Here is a 13,968-nt window from a genome sequence, read left to right as displayed (position 1 = left end):
CTACTCCCCGGTGACGATCATGCGGACCGGCGTCGGATCGAAGCCGTTGCACGGGTTGTTGATCTGCGGGCAGTTCGACACCAGGACCAGCACGTCCAGCTCGGCGCGCAGCGCGACACGCAGGCCGGGGGCGGAGATGCCGTCGACGATGCCGAGGCTGCCGTCCGGGTCGACCGGCACGTTCATGTACCAGTTGATATTGCTGACCAGGTCGCGTTTGCCGAGTCCCCAGCGGGCGCCCTCGATCAGGAAGTTCTCCACGCAGGCGTGCTGGTGCTTGGTGTGCTGCCCGTAGCGCAGGGTGTTCGATTCGCGGCTGCAGGCGCCGCCGACGGTGTCGTGCCGGCCCACCTCGTCGCCGACGACGGTCATCAGCGCCCGGCCTTCGTTGGAGCGCAGCACGCTGCCGGTGGTCAGGAAGATGCCGCCCTGCGCGGCGATCGTGTCCGGCGCCGAATAGCGTTCGCCGGTGTCGTCGGCGTTGTAGAGCAGGCAGTCGACGGCCTGGTTGCCGTGCAGGTCCACAATGGTCAGGACCTGGCCGCGGCGCACGATCGCCGACCAGGGCGCGCGGGCCGCGACGGTCTCGTCCAGCACGGTCCGGCCGCCGACCAGAGCCGGTGATGCGGCGGCGGTGGTCATGCGATCCCCCGGGCGGTGAGGTATTCCGCGGTGTTGAGCAACGCGCGCTCGCCTTCGGGCGACCGCGACCACAAGGCGTCGGTGGGCGCGGTGGCCGGGCCGGGCCGGGCCTCTATGCGTGCCGGCGTGCAGGTGTACGCCTCGCGCGGATCGAGCGGGTGCGGCACGTTGGCCAGCAGGACGATCAGCGGCATCTCGGCGCGCAGCTCGACCGTCGCCCCGGCCCCGGCTGACCCGAGCCAGGTGAACGCGCCGTCGTCGCCGACGCGTACCCCCTGGAAGAACGAGATGCTCGGCGGCAGGTCCCGGCGGGTCAGGCCGTGTTTGGCGGCGGCCAGGGTGAACAGCTCCCGCCCGGCCGGCGTCGGGCTGTGCGGCGAGCCGTCGCCGTACCTGCCGGTGTTGCTGGTGAGTGTCGAGGTACCGCAGAAGGTGTCCGAACGGTCCTGGGCGCCGGCCGTCACCGAGGCGAGGACGCGGCCCTGGTCGGACAGCAGCAGGTGACCCTCGCCGACGTAAGCCTGCCACAGGACTTTGACGGTGTCGGCGACGTTGAGGCGCTCCCACGGCTCGTCGGCGTTGAACAGCAGTACCGACACGCAGGCGTCGCCGTACAGGTCGGTCAGTCGCAGCGTGGTGCCGCGGGCCAGCCGCTTGCCGGCGTAGCCGCCGCCCGGGACGGTCTCGGCCCAGCTGAGGCCGTCACCGGCCGGGACGGTGGGCATGCATTCCACGACGGTGCCGCCCTGGGCGCGCGCGTGTTCGCGCGCGCCGGCCGTGGTGGCGGTGCTCATGCGGTCTCCCCCGCGGCGACGGGCGCCGTGAAGTTCAGCTGCGGGTGCGGGGCCGTGCTCCGGGCGCGGTAGCGCAGGTAGGCCGCGGCTCCGGCGAGCAGGGTGGCGCCGACGAACAGCAGCGAGAAGTAGTGCAGGTACCAGTGGGCGCCGGCCGGGTCGTAGACCTCCGGCCGGGGCCAGCCGAGGTTGAGGATCATGCCGATGCCGTAGAGGACGGCCAGGGCGTTGACGACGATGCCGAACCGGCCGAGGGAGAACAGCTTGCCGCCGCGCTCGGTGGCGGCGGCTTCCTCGCTGCCCGGCCAGCCTTTGCTGCGCCGGACGAGCAGCGGGATCGTCACCAGGGCGTAGGCGATGTAGAGCATGACGATGCAGACGCTCGTCAGAGCGGTGAACAGGGCGGGCTGGCCGATGTTGACCAGCAGGACCGCGGCCGCGCCGACACCGACGACGATCGCCGGCAACGCCGGGGTACCGGTGCGGGGGTTGACCTTGCTGAGCGCGCCGGAGAACGGCAGGACGCCGTCACGCGCCATCGAGAAGATCATCCGGCTGCCGGCGGTCTGGATCGCCAGGGTGCAGACCGCGACCGCGATCGCCACGTCGATCAGCAGGATCCGGCCGCCGGTCGCACCGAGGCGGCTCGTCAGCACGTACGGCAGGCCCTCGGTGGCCAGCCGGCCATCGGTCAGGCTCGGCGCGGCCATCAATGCGACGAGCAGCATCAGGCCGCCGCCGATACCGGAGGCGGCGAGCGCCCGCAGGATCGTCCGCGGTGCGACGTGCCGGGGGTCGCGGGTCTCCTCGCTGAGCTCGCCGGCGCTGTCGAAACCGACCACCACGTACGCGGCCATCAGCGCCGACACCAGGAACGGACCGACGTAGGACAGGCCGCTGCCCAAACCGCCGGTATTGAAGACGACGCCCGGTCCCCGCTCGATGTTGAACAGCAACAGGATCACGACGGCCGCCACACCGATGATCTCCAGGGTCACGCCGGCGCTGTTGATGATCGCCATGAACCGGACGCCGATGATGTTCACCACCGTGGTCAACGCGATCAGGATGGACCCGAGGACGACGGCGTTTGTCGCACCGCTGGTGGAGGTGAGCGCGGGATCGCCGCCGACGAGCTGGAATCCCGACCAGATCTGCGGGAGCACGACCTGCAGGGCGATCGCGGCGGCGGCGACCGTCACGATCTGCGCGACGATCATGACCCAGCCGGCGAACCAGCCGATCATGGCGTTCGACAACCGCCGCGACCACTGGTAGATGCAGCCGGAGAGCGGATAGCGGGCGGCCAGCTCGGCGAAGTTGAGCGCCACCATGAACTGGCCGGCGAAGACCAGGGGCCAGGTCCAGAAGAAGGCCGGGCCGCCGAAGGAGAAACCGAAGGCGAAGAGCTGGAAGACCGTCGTGAGGATCGAGACGAAGGAGAACCCGGCGGCGAACGACGCGTAGCTGCCGATACTGCGGCGCAGTTCGGGTACGTAGCCGAAACCGCGCAGGTCCACGGCGTCGGCTCGGTCGCTCGCCGGCGGTGTCGCCAGGGTGGGGGAAGTAGACAAGACCGCCTCCTCGATGCAGGCGGCGGCGGGTGCTGACCGCCCCGCCGCCCGAATACCTGTCGGCTGACAGATTTGTCGACGTGAGATCGACGGTCGTTTCTCGCCCGTAAACCTTCGATTGCCGGATGTGTCGGCGCGGTTACGTCGCCGCCGGTCGACCGGGACGTCGACGGCGTGGGACGATGCGAGCGTGAGCTCCGCACCTTCAGTCGGTCGTCCCCGCTCCGGAGCCCGGCGCCTGCCTGTCGGCACGGCGCGGGAAGAGATTCTCGACGCCGCAGCCGAGCTCTTCGCCGAACGCGGGTACGCCGCCACCTCGACCCGCATGATCGCCGAGATGGTAGGGGTGCGGCAGGCCTCGCTCTACTACCACTTCAGCACCAAGGAACAGATCCTCGCCGAGCTGCTCGAGTCCACCGTCCGCCCGTCCCTCGCCTACGCCGGGCAGCTCGCCCTGGAAGCGCTCAGCCCCGCCGAAGCACTGCAGGCGCTCGTCCGGTACGACGTCGGGATTCTGCTCGGTGCACGATGGAACGTCGGCATCCTGTACGCGCTGCCCGAGATCGCGACCGAACCGTTCACCCGCTTCCGCGCCGAACGCGAGCAGCTCAGGATCGCGTACCGCCGGCTGGTCGCCGCCGTCGCGGGCGCCGCTCCGGCGCACGCTGAGGTGACCGGCGACCTGGTCTTCGGCATGGTGGAGAGCGTCATCGGCATGCGCCGGGACCTGCCGGCACTGCCGCCGCCGGAGCAGCTCGAACAATCGGTGGCCGCGGCGGCACTACGCCTGGCCAGCACCTCCTGAGCCGGGCGGCCGCTTCCGGCGGGTGGCCCAGCGGCGCGGCCGGACGATCCGCTACGCAGGCTCCGACGCCACGGGTGGCGTGCTGTCCTCGAAGACCAATGCGCTCAACGAGAACCAGCACACCGCCCCGGCCGGCGACGCATCCGCAAACGGCAGCTTGCGCAGGTCGGCGACCTCGTACGCGAAGCCCGGACCCCGACCCGTTCAGGCGGCCGCCGAGACCGTCGCCGGCTCGTTGGTCCAGTCGATGTCGATCCCGTCGGGCCCTCGGTCGACGGTGATGGTGGCGCCGTCGAGGATGTCGCCGGTCAGCAGCGTGCGGGCGATGCGGGTCTCGACCTCCCGCTGCAGGAAGCGGCGCAGCGGGCGGGCGCCGAAGACCGGGTCGAATCCGGCCTCCGCGATGAAGCGCCGGGCGGCCTCGGTGACCTCGACGGTGGTCCGCCGGTCGGCGAGGCGGGCGCGGAGGTTGTCGAGGAGCAGGTCGACGATCCGCTCGATCTCCGGCAGGGTCAGCGGCTTGAAGAGCACCGTCTCGTCGATGCGGTTGAGGAACTCCGGGCGGAAGTATTCGCGCAGCGCCGTCATGACCGCGGCGCGGGCCTGGTCGGTGAGCTGCCCGTCCGTGGTGACGCCCTGCAGGAGGTGCTGCGACCCGAGGTTGCTCGTCATGATGATGACGGTGTTACGGAAGTCGACGGTGCGTCCCTGTGCGTCGGTGAGCCGTCCGTCGTCGAGCAGCTGCAGTAGCGTGTTGAACACGTCGGCGTGGGCCTTCTCGATCTCGTCGAGCAGCACGACCGAGTAGGGCTTGCGGCGCACCGCCTCCGTCAGCTGTCCGCCCTCCTCGTATCCGACGTAGCCGGGCGGCGCCCCGACGAGCCGGGAGACGGTGTGCCGTTCCTGGTACTCGCTCATGTCGAGCCGGACCAGGTTGTCCTCGGTGTCGAACAGCGCCGCGGCGAGCGTCTTGGCCAGCTCCGTCTTGCCGACGCCGGTGGGGCCGAGGAACAGGAACGAGCCGATCGGGCGGCGCGGGTCCTTGATGCCGGAGCGGGCGCGGATGACGGCGTCGGCGACGAGCTGAACGGCCTCGTCCTGGCCGATGACGCGCTCGTGCAGGATGTCCTCCAGGCGCAGCAGCTTGTCCCGCTCCCCCTCCAGCAGCCGGCTGACCGGGATGCCGGTCCAGCGGCCCACGATCCCGGCGATCTCGTCGGGCGTGACGACCTCGCGCAGCAGCCGTCGGCCACCCTGCTTGGCGGTGAGCCGCTCCTCCTCGGCGCGTAGCCGGCGTTGCAGCTCCGGCAGCTTGCCCAGGCGCAGCTCCGCGGCGCGGTCGAGGTCGTAGCGGCGTTCGGCCGCCTCCGCTTCCCGGCGGATCCGCTCGACGTCCTCGCGCAGGCCCTGCACCTTGCGGATCGCCTGGCGTTCGGCGTTCCACTGGGCGCGCATCGCGTCGACCTCGCCGCGCACGTCGGCGATCTCCCGGCGGATCTGGTCCAGCCGGGCGGTACTGGCCGGGTCGTCCTCCTTGGACAGTGCGGCCTCCTCCATCTCCAGCCGCAGCAGGCGCCGGGCGGCCTCGTCGAGCTCGGCCGGCTGCGAGTCGATCTCGGTGCGCAGCATCGCGCAGGCCTCGTCGACGAGGTCGATCGCCTTGTCCGGCAGGAACCGGTCGGCGATGTAGCGGTGGGACAGCTGGACCGCGGCGATGAGCGCGCCGTCCTGGATGCGCACGCCGTGGAACACCTCGAGGCGCTCGCGCAGGCCGCGCAGGATGGTGACCGCGTCGTCCGGGCCGGGCTCCGGCACCACGATGGGCTGGACCCGGCGTTCGAACGCCGCGTCCTTCTCGATGTGCTTGCGGTACTCGTCGAGGGTGGTCGCCCCGACCATGCGCAGCTCGCCGCGGGCGAGCATCGGCTTGAGCATGTTGCCGGCGTCCATCGACCCCTCGGCGGCCCCGGCGCCCAGCACCGTGTGCAGCTCGTCGACGAACAGCAGAATCCGGCCCTGCGCGGCGGTCACCTCGGCGAGCACGGCCTTGAGTCGCTCCTCGAACTCGCCGCGGTACTTGGCCCCGGCGACGAGCGAGCCCATGTCGAGCGCGAAGATCGTCTTGTCGCGCAGTCCTTCCGGCACGTCGTTGTCGACGATCCGTTGGGCGAGGCCCTCGACGATCGCGGTCTTACCGACGCCGGGGTCACCGATGAGGACGGGGTTGTTCTTCGTTTTGCGCGACACGATCTGTACGACGCGGCGGATCTCCTCGTCGCGGCCGATGACGGGGTCGAGCCGCCCGGCGCGGGCGTCGGCGACGAGGTCCCGGCCGTACTTGGTGAGGGCCTCGTAGGCGGTCTCCGGGTTCGCGGAGGTGACCCGCTGCGCCCCGCGCAGCTCGGTGAGCTGGTTGAGCAGCCGCTCCCGGGTGACGCCGAGGTCGTGCAGGGCCCGGCCCGCGTCGGTGGAGCCGCCCTCGTCGACGAGGGCCAGGAGCAGGTGCTCGACGGAGATGTACTCGTCCTTGAGCCGGCCGGCCTCGCGATCGGCCGCCTCGAGGTCCGCGGCGAGCCGGCGGGTGACGCTCAGCTGGCCGGGCTGCGCGCCGGGGCCGGTCACGCTCGGCCGGCGCTGCAGGTCACGTTCGATGCGTTCGCGCAGCTGCTCGACGTCGACACCCAGGCCGGTGAGCAGCCGCACCGCGACACCGTCGGGCTGCTCGAGCAGGCCGAGCAGCAGGTGCTCGCCGTCGACGTCGGTGTGGCCGTGCCGCATCGCTTTCGTTTGGGCGTCGTGCAGCGCCTGCTGCGACTTCTCGGTGAGTCGGTTCAGGTCCATGTCCGCCTCCTGAGTTGCGCCTCGAGTTCGTCGATGCGGGTGAGGAGGTCGAGCACGATGCCGACCGCCTCGTAGTTCAGCGGCAGCCCGGCGTGCAGCCGGCGGATCCGGGCGAGCCGGACGAGCTGCGTCCGGGCGAACCAGCGGTCGCCGAGTTCGTCGACGTACGGCTCCAACAGGCCGAGCGCGACCAGCCGGGAGATCAGGTCCGGGTGCAGGCCGGCGGCGGCGGCGAACGCGTCCGTGGACAGGTAGGGGCGGCGCACCAAGGCGTATGTCATCGGTCACCTCTCGGGTTGTACGACGACACCGTCGCCAGCTCCTCGAACAGTCGTCGCTCGGCGTCGCTCGGCTGCGCCGGCACCATGATCTTGATCTCGGCGTAGAGGTCGCCGGGGGAGCCGCGCGGGTTCGGCAGTCCCCGGCCGCGTAGCCGCAGCCGCCGCCCCGACGACGTGCCGGGTGGGACGTCGACCCGAACGGGGCCGCCGGGTGTCTCGACCGGCACCGTGGCGCCGAGTGCCGCCTCCCACGGCGCCACCGGGGTCTCCACGGTGATGTCCCGGCCGCTGAGCTTGTACCGGGGGTGCGGCGCGATGTGCACCACCAGGTACAGGTCGCCGGGCGACCCGCCGCGAGCACCGGCGGAGCCCTGCCCCGCGAGCCGGATCCGCTGCCCGTCGATGACCCCGGCCGGGATGTTGACCTCGTACTCGCGGGTGCGGCCGGCGCCGCCGGCCAGCGTGATCCGGCGCCGACCGCCGTGGTAGGCGTCCTCGACACTGATGGTGATCTCGGCTTCGGTGTCGGCGCCGGGAACCGCCCCGCGTCCGAAACTATCCCCGCCGCCGCCCGGTACGCCGCCCGCCCGGCCGCCGAAGATGCTGCCGAGCAGGTCCTCGATGTCGACCTCCTCGCCGAAGCCGCCCGGACCGCCGAAACCGGCGCCCGGGCCGGTGTACCCGGCGCCGGCCGACGCGCGCGGCCGCGCCCCGGCCCGCTGGTCGACGTCGTCGGGCACCTGCCGCCACTGGGCGCCGAACCGGTCGTACTTGCGGCGGCTCTTCGGATCCGAGAGCACGTCGTAGGCCTCGGTGACGTCCTTGAACCGGTCCTCGGCACCCGGCTCCTTGTTGACGTCCGGGTGGTTGCGGCGGGCCAGCGTGCGGTACGCGCGCTGGATCTCCTCCGCGGTCGCGGTCCGGGGGACACCAAGGACCTCGTAGAAATCGCGTCGGTCAGCCACCATCGGTTCCCCGATCCGCGTCCGATCCGTCGGAGTCCACGCCACCGCCACCGCCACCACTGGCGCCGGCGCGGGCCACGGCCACGACGGCCGGGCGCAACAGCAGCGTGTCGCCGCCGTAGCCCGGGCGGATGACCCGCACGATCGTGCCGGCGGGCACGCCCGGCTCCTCGACCGCCTCGGCCGCCTCGTGCCGGGCCGGGTCGAAAGGCTCGCCGACCGCGCCGACCGGGCCGAAGCCGAGGCGGGCCAGGACGTCTGCGGCCTGGTCCCTGACCTGCGCCACGCCTTCCACGATCGCCTCGGGGTCCGCACCGGCGTGACGCAGCGCGAGGTCGAGGTTGTCCAGCACGGGCAGCCACGCCGCGGCGACCCGCTGCCGCTCGGTGGCGACCCGTTCGGCGGCCGTCCGTTCAGCTCGTTTTCGGGCGTTGTCGGCGTCGGCGATCGCCCGCTGCGCGCGCTGCCGCACCTCGGTCACAGCCGGGTCTTCCGGCTCGGCCGCCCCCTCGGTCTCCGGCCGGGTCGCCCATTGGGCCGGCTCGTCGGAAGCGGCGTTGATCCGCTCGCCGTTCGGCTCGGCCATGGCTCACCCTCCGCTGAAGTCGGCGTCGATGACGTCATCGGCCGGGGCCGACCCGCCAGACTGCCCGGCCGCCTGCCCCGCGGTCTGTCCCTCACCGGCCTGCTGCTGCGCGGTGGACTGCAGCGCGAACAGGATCTGCCGAAGATCGTTGGTGAGGTCCTGCACCCGGTCCATCGGCGCCTGCCCGTCGACGGCCTGCCGGGCCTCCTGCACGAGCATCCCGGCGCGGGCCCGCTCATGCTCGGGGACCTGATCGCCGAGCTCGTCGAGGCGGCGCTGCACCTGGTGCGCGACGCTGTCCAGCTCGTTGCGGGCGTCGATTTCGCCCCGCAGCTGCTGGTCCGCGGCGCGGTGCTGCTCGGCCTCACGAACCAGCCGTTCGACCTCGGCAGAGTCCAGGGTGCCGCTCTCGGTGACGGTGATCTGCTGCTGCGCGCCGGTGTCCTTGTCGCGTGCGGACACGTTGAGGATGCCGTTGGCGTCGACGTCGTAGGTGACCTCGACCTGCGGCTCGCCGCGCGGCGCCGGGCGGATGTTCTCCAGCCGCATCCGGCCGAGTACCCGGTTGTCCGCGGCCCGTTCCCGCTCGCCCTGCAGCACCACCACGTCGACGGCCGGCTGGTTGTCCTGCGCCGTGGAGAACGTCTCGGTGCGGCGGGTCGGGATGGTCGTGTTGCGCTCGATGACCTTCGTCATCAGCCCGCCGAGGGTCTCCACGCCCAGCGACAGCGGGGTGACGTCGAGCAGCACGACGTCGCGGACGTCGCCCTTGAGCACGCCGGCCTGGAGCGCGGCGCCGAGCGCGACGACCTCGTCCGGGTTCACCGTCATGTTGGGTTCCTTGCCGCCGGTGAGCCGGCGGACCAGTGCCTGTACGGCCGGCATCCGGGTCGCGCCGCCGACGAGGATGACCTCGTCGAGGTCGTCGGCCTTGACGCCGGCGTCGCTCATCGCCTGCCGCACCGGGCCGTTGGTGCGCTCCAGCAGGTCATGGGTGAGCTCCTCGAACGTCGAGCGGGTGACCGTCGTCGTGAGGTGCTTCGGGCCGGACGCGTCGGCGGTGATGAACGGCAGGTTCACCTGGGTCTGCGTCACCGACGACAGCTCGATCTTCGCCCGCTCGGCGGCCTCGGTCAGCCGCTGCAGCGCCTGCGGGTCCTGTCGCAGGTCGATGCCCTGCTCCTTGCGGAACTCGTCGGCGAGGTGGTCGACCAGGCGGTGGTCGAAGTTGTCGCCGCCCAGGTGCGTGTCGCCGGACGTGGAGCGGACCTCGACGACGCCGTCGCCTACATCGAGGATGCTCACGTCGAATGTGCCGCCGCCGAGGTCGAAGACGAGGACCGTCTCATGGCCCTTCTTGTCCAGGCCGTAGGCGAGGGCGGCCGCGGTCGGCTCGTTGATGATCCGCAGCACCTCGAGGCCGGCGATCCGGCCGGCGTCCTTGGTGGCCTGCCGCTGGGCGTCGTTGAAGTACGCCGGGACGGTGATGACGGCCTCGGTGACCTTCTCGCCGAGGTACTTCGCGGCGTCATCGGCGAGCTTGCGCAGGATCTGCGCGGAGACCTCCTCCGGCGAGACCTGCTTGCCCCGGATGTCGAACCGGACCATCCCGTCGGGCCCGGGTACGACGTCGTACGTGACCGTCCTGGCCTCTTCGGTGATCTCGTCGAACTTCCGGCCGATGAACCGCTTCGCGGAGTACACGGTGCCCTTGGGGTTCAGCACCGACTGCCGCCTGGCGAGCTGACCGACGAGCCGCTCACCGGTGTCGGTGTACGCGACGACCGACGGCGTGGTCCGGCTGCCCTCCGAATTCGCGATCACCGTGGGCTGGCCACCCTCGAACGCGGCGATCACCGAATTGGTCGTACCCAAATCGATACCTACAGCTCTGGCCATGACCGGCTCCTTTCGGGATACGGCTGATGCGTCGCCGAAAGCCTGCCGCGTGCGCAGCCGGCCAGCTTCCTCCGGCGCAGATGAGTGACGCTCTGGCGAAGCTCCGGCCGGCTCGTGAGCACCACGGCCGCATGGCGTGCGCCACGTCGACCGGGTGCCCTCGCGCCGTTCCTTCGCCGTTGGCCGATGCGATCAGTGGTACCGCCCGGTCAGCTCCGCTGGCCCGGGTTCGGCCCACCCCGCGGCCGCCCGGGGGACTGTTGCCCGCTGGGCTGCTGGGTGCCCTGGCTGGCCTGCTGGGTGCCCTGGCTCTGCTGGGTGCCCTGGCTCGCCTGCTGGTTCATGCGCTGACCGCTCTGGCCCGTCTGCTGCTGGCCCGTCTGCTGCTGGCCCTGCTGGTCCCCCTGCGCCTGGATCTCGATCCGGCGCGGTTGCGCGTCCCTGGCCTTCGGGACCGTGACCGTGAGCACGCCGTTGCTGTAGGCGGCCTGCACCCGATCGCTGTCGATGTCGCTGGGCAGGTCGATCATGTACTCGAACTCACCGGTCCGACGCCCCTGGCGACGTACGACGCCGCCGCGGCTGAGCTCCTCGAACGCCCCGGAGATCCGCAGCTCCTCGCCTCGCATCTCGAGACTGACGTCCTGCGGGTTCACGCTCGGCAGGTCGACGTCGACGACATAGGCGTCCTCGGTCTCCTCCACGTCGACCGGCGGCGACCAGCCGGCCGAGCCGGCGATCCCGGTCTCACCGCCGATGAGCGACTGGATGAGCTGACCGAACCTGTTGTTGAGCTCGTCCACCTCGCGGCGTGGGTCCCAGCGGTATGCCGGCGCGCCGGCCGGCAACCCGCCGCGGCGCTGCCGGGACGAGAAGGGTGCGAGTGTCATCGTGATCGGTTTCCTTTCCGAGCGCGGTCTGTGGCGTTTCCCCAACGGTTGTTCGGACGCGGGTGTATCCACTTCCCTTGTCCCGGATGACCGCCGGGCCGGTGCTCGACGTGCGTCGTCAGGCATCACCGCCCTTTCCGGACCCGATGGGTCGCGGTCGGCCCCGCGAGCACGATCGCGTCTGCGGGGCGACCCACCTCACCCGGTGATGACGATGCGGTTCTCGACGGCGGTCACGCCCGGCGCCGACCAGGCGGCCCGTTCGGCCTCCTCGCGCTCCGCCCACGACCGGACCTGGCCGGTGAGCACGACCTTGTCGTTCTGCACGTCGACGTTCACGTGCTCGGCGTCGGTCTCGGCGCTGCGCACCAGTGCCTCCTCGATCCGCGTGCGCAGGTCTTTCGGCGACGGCTGCGTCCGCGGACGCGGACGTACCGAGAGGAGGTTCGTCACTCCACGCACACCGGGCAGGTTGTCCACGGCGCGTTCCGCGGCCCGGCGCTGATGCTCCCACTCGACCTCGCCACGCAGCGTGACCCAGCCTTTCGATACCGTCACCTCGACGTGCTCGACCGGGACGAACGCGTCCCATTCCAACGCGCGGACCGCTGACGCGGCGATCTCGGAGTCCGGCAGCTGCGCCGCGATCGGCAACCTGACCTCGATGTCGTTGGCGACCGCCTTCACCCCGCGGATCCGGTGCACCGCACGCTCGGCGGCCCATTTCTTCGGGTAGCCGTCGACCCATCCGGCCAGTGTCACCACGCCGTCGTGGACTCCGACCGCTATCGCGTTGGGCTGCAGGCGGGGATCCCATCGCAGTTCCTCGACCACGTCCCGCTCGATGTCGGCGTCGGCGCGCGTGAAGGTTGCGGTACTCATGTCTGCTCCTTCCGTGCCGCTCGTTCGGTACTGCTCCTTCCGTCGGACCACGTTCAACGATTTTCAACCCAATGGCACGAGCGCCGGTGGCTACGTGAGGGTGGCCGCGGTGGCATCGGCGGCGCGGCCGGTGCTCTGCAGGTGCTTCCACACCAGCTGCACCGCCGCGGCGCCTTCGCCCACGGCCGAGGTGACCCGCTTGATCGACCCACTGCGGACGTCACCGGCGGCGAACACGCCGGGCAGGCTCGTCTGCAGCAGAGGCCGTCCCTGTCGGCCCGGCTCGTCGTCGTCCGGGCCGGTGAGGATGAAGCCGTCCTCGTCGGTGGCGACCTGACCGCCCAGCCAATCGATGCACGGCTGCGCGCCGATGAAGACGAACAGCGCACGGGCGGGAAGCTCCCGGCGCTGCCCGGTGCGCTCGTCCTGCACCACGAGCCGTTCGAGTGTGTCGCCGCCGAGCAGCTCGCACACCTCGGTACGGAGGTGCGTCTCAACGCCCGGTGTCGTCTCGATCCGATCAATCAGGTAACGCGACATGGTCTCAGCAAGGTCCCTGCGGGCCAGCAGGTGCACGACCCGTGTATACCTCGACAGGAACAGCGCTGCCTGACCCGCCGAGTTCCCGCCGCCCACGACCGCGACCGGGTCGTCGCGGCAGATCAACGCCTCCGACAGGGTCGCCGCGTAGTACACGCTTGGCGCTTCGAACTCTTCGAACCGCGCAACGTCGAGCTTGCGGTACCGGACGCCGGTCGCGACCAGGACGGTCCGGGCCGTGACCTCCCCGCCGTTGTCGAGTTCGATGACGTAGTTGCCGTCCCGTTCCCGCAGACCGCACGCCCGAGCCGGCACACTGAACCGGGCGCCGAACTTCTCCGCCTGCACGACCGCCCGCTCGGCCAGTTCCCCGCCGGAGATCCCGGCGGGGAAACCGGGATAGTTCTCGATCTGCGACGATCGGCCGGCCTGACCGCCGGTGGCGAACTCGTCGAGAGCGACCGTCACCAGACCCTCCGAGGCGCCGTAGACGGCGGCGGCAAGGCCTGCCGGGCCGGCCCCGACGACGGCGAGGTCGCACACCGTTGCGCCAGGTCCGGGCGCGGGCAGGCCCACCGCGTGGGCCAGCTCCGCGTTGCTCGGATTCCGCAGCACCTGCCCGGTCGGGCAGATCACCACCGGGGTCTCCTCCGGTCGCACGTGCAGCCCGCGCAGCAGCGTCTCGGCGTCCTGGTCCTTCTCCAGGTTGACCCATTGGTAGGGAATGCGGTTGCGAGCGGCGAACTCGCGCAGCCGCCGGTCGTCGGGCGAGAAGCGGGATCCGACGATCCGCAGCCCGGCGCCGTGGCCGATGAGCAGGGAACGGCGGATCAGGTACGCCTTCAGGATCAGGTCACCGAGGGTGGAGTCCTGGGCGACAACGGCCTTGAGACGGTCGACGGGCACCCTGAGGACTTCGCCGGGTTCGCGCACCTGCGCGGTGCAGAAGGCCGCCTGGCCGGTGATCAGGCTCAGCTCACCCAGAAATCGCTTCGGGCCGTGAACGGCGATGACACGTTCGTCACCGCCGAACCCGTCGACATCGGCCACCTTGCCGGCGAGCACTACGAAGAAGTCGTAGTGCTCCTCACCCTCCCTGATGAGTACCTCGCCGGTCCGCGTGAGGTGGCGTTGCCCGTCGCCGGCAAGGGCCTGGATATGGGCGTCATCCAGGTACGGGTCGGCCCCGTCACGGTTCGGCGTCTCGGCCAGCATCTTCATGTTCACCTCCGACGGCAGGTTGCGAGCTACCCGAGGCGGCGTCCGCAA

12 protein-coding genes and 1 pseudogene are annotated in these 13,968 nt (G+C 71.1%); 1 reads left to right on the top strand and 12 read right to left on the bottom strand.

The features are described from left to right. From ACPPVO_RS25320 to ACPPVO_RS25310, 3 genes are read right to left on the bottom strand one after another with little or no spacing between them, the layout of a single operon-like run. Window positions 1–642 carry an urea amidolyase associated protein UAAP2 gene (locus ACPPVO_RS25320; RefSeq protein ID WP_426513632.1) on the bottom strand — a complete coding sequence of 214 codons (642 nt, stop codon included), beginning with the start codon at window positions 640–642 and terminating at the stop codon, window positions 1–3. Beyond that, window positions 639–1,436 carry an urea amidolyase associated protein UAAP1 gene (locus ACPPVO_RS25315; RefSeq protein ID WP_426513631.1) on the bottom strand — a complete coding sequence of 266 codons (798 nt, stop codon included), beginning with the start codon at window positions 1,434–1,436 and terminating at the stop codon, window positions 639–641. The genes ACPPVO_RS25320 and ACPPVO_RS25315 overlap by 4 nt, the downstream gene beginning before the upstream one ends. Further along, window positions 1,433–3,010, bottom strand: a complete 1,578-nt coding sequence (locus ACPPVO_RS25310) for an amino acid permease (RefSeq protein ID WP_426513630.1) — start codon at window positions 3,008–3,010, stop codon at window positions 1,433–1,435. The genes ACPPVO_RS25315 and ACPPVO_RS25310 overlap by 4 nt, the downstream gene beginning before the upstream one ends. 190 nt (window positions 3,011–3,200) lie before the next feature. Here ACPPVO_RS25310 and ACPPVO_RS25305 point away from each other — a divergent pair, with 190 nt between their 5' ends. Continuing rightward, window positions 3,201–3,815: a TetR/AcrR family transcriptional regulator gene (locus tag ACPPVO_RS25305; protein WP_426513629.1), complete on the top strand. Its 615-nt coding sequence runs from the start codon at window positions 3,201–3,203 to the stop codon at window positions 3,813–3,815. A gap of 105 nt (window positions 3,816–3,920) precedes the next feature. Here ACPPVO_RS25305 and ACPPVO_RS25300 read toward each other — a convergent pair. The 9 genes and pseudogenes from ACPPVO_RS25300 to ACPPVO_RS25260 form a co-directional block, all read right to left on the bottom strand. Further along, window positions 3,921–4,007: pseudogene (locus ACPPVO_RS25300) on the bottom strand (SAM-dependent methyltransferase); the annotation flags it as partial. 12 nt (window positions 4,008–4,019) lie between these two features. After that, window positions 4,020–6,656, bottom strand: a complete 2,637-nt coding sequence (clpB, locus tag ACPPVO_RS25295) for an ATP-dependent chaperone ClpB (RefSeq protein ID WP_426513628.1) — start codon at window positions 6,654–6,656, stop codon at window positions 4,020–4,022. Next, window positions 6,647–6,937, bottom strand: coding sequence for a chaperone modulator CbpM (locus tag ACPPVO_RS25290; protein WP_426513627.1), 291 nt, complete (start codon window positions 6,935–6,937; stop codon window positions 6,647–6,649). The genes clpB and ACPPVO_RS25290 overlap by 10 nt, the downstream gene beginning before the upstream one ends. After that, complete coding sequence (locus ACPPVO_RS25285) at window positions 6,934–7,905, bottom strand: DnaJ C-terminal domain-containing protein (RefSeq protein WP_426513626.1); 972 nt, start codon at window positions 7,903–7,905, stop codon at window positions 6,934–6,936. Before ACPPVO_RS25285 ends, ACPPVO_RS25290 begins: the two co-directional genes overlap by 4 nt. Continuing rightward, a complete protein-coding gene (locus ACPPVO_RS25280; protein WP_426513625.1) occupies window positions 7,895–8,488 on the bottom strand; it encodes a nucleotide exchange factor GrpE in 594 nt (197 codons plus the stop codon). The genes ACPPVO_RS25285 and ACPPVO_RS25280 overlap by 11 nt, the downstream gene beginning before the upstream one ends. 3 nt (window positions 8,489–8,491) lie before the next feature. Continuing rightward, window positions 8,492–10,387: a molecular chaperone DnaK gene (dnaK, locus tag ACPPVO_RS25275; protein WP_426513624.1), complete on the bottom strand. Its 1,896-nt coding sequence runs from the start codon at window positions 10,385–10,387 to the stop codon at window positions 8,492–8,494. A gap of 209 nt (window positions 10,388–10,596) precedes the next feature. Next, window positions 10,597–11,277, bottom strand: a complete 681-nt coding sequence (locus tag ACPPVO_RS25270) for an Hsp20/alpha crystallin family protein (protein WP_426513623.1) — start codon at window positions 11,275–11,277, stop codon at window positions 10,597–10,599. Window positions 11,278–11,475: 198 nt separating this feature from the next. Continuing rightward, window positions 11,476–12,159 carry a BON domain-containing protein gene (locus ACPPVO_RS25265; RefSeq protein WP_426513622.1) on the bottom strand — a complete coding sequence of 228 codons (684 nt, stop codon included), beginning with the start codon at window positions 12,157–12,159 and terminating at the stop codon, window positions 11,476–11,478. A 90-nt stretch (window positions 12,160–12,249) separates the two neighbouring features. After that, a complete protein-coding gene (locus tag ACPPVO_RS25260) occupies window positions 12,250–13,920 on the bottom strand; it encodes an FAD-dependent oxidoreductase (protein WP_426513621.1) in 1,671 nt (556 codons plus the stop codon). Window positions 13,921–13,968: the final 48 nt, after the last annotated feature.

This window comes from Dactylosporangium sp. McL0621 (assembly GCF_049995355.1).
Lineage (GTDB): Bacteria > Actinomycetota > Actinomycetes > Mycobacteriales > Micromonosporaceae > Dactylosporangium.
The sequence above is the reverse complement of the archived record's forward strand: the minus strand, read 5'-3'. Positions and strand labels throughout refer to the sequence as shown.

Bases quoted from the DNA above. Each gene is read 5' to 3' on its own strand.
- ACPPVO_RS25280 (WP_426513625.1), bottom strand. From the start codon at position 8,488: ATGGCCGAGCCGAACGGCGAGCGGATCAACGCCGCTTCCGACGAGCCG.
- ACPPVO_RS25265 (WP_426513622.1), bottom strand. From the start codon at position 12,159: ATGAGTACCGCAACCTTCACGCGCGCCGACGCCGACATCGAGCGGGAC.
- ACPPVO_RS25315 (WP_426513631.1), bottom strand. From the start codon at position 1,436: ATGAGCACCGCCACCACGGCCGGCGCGCGCGAACACGCGCGCGCCCAG.
- ACPPVO_RS25290 (WP_426513627.1), bottom strand. From the start codon at position 6,937: ATGACATACGCCTTGGTGCGCCGCCCCTACCTGTCCACGGACGCGTTC.
- dnaK (WP_426513624.1), bottom strand. From the start codon at position 10,387: ATGGCCAGAGCTGTAGGTATCGATTTGGGTACGACCAATTCGGTGATC.
- ACPPVO_RS25270 (WP_426513623.1), bottom strand. From the start codon at position 11,277: ATGACACTCGCACCCTTCTCGTCCCGGCAGCGCCGCGGCGGGTTGCCG.
- ACPPVO_RS25285 (WP_426513626.1), bottom strand. From the start codon at position 7,905: ATGGTGGCTGACCGACGCGATTTCTACGAGGTCCTTGGTGTCCCCCGG.
- ACPPVO_RS25260 (WP_426513621.1), bottom strand. From the start codon at position 13,920: ATGAAGATGCTGGCCGAGACGCCGAACCGTGACGGGGCCGACCCGTAC.
- ACPPVO_RS25320 (WP_426513632.1), bottom strand. From the start codon at position 642: ATGACCACCGCCGCCGCATCACCGGCTCTGGTCGGCGGCCGGACCGTG.
- clpB (WP_426513628.1), bottom strand. From the start codon at position 6,656: ATGGACCTGAACCGACTCACCGAGAAGTCGCAGCAGGCGCTGCACGAC.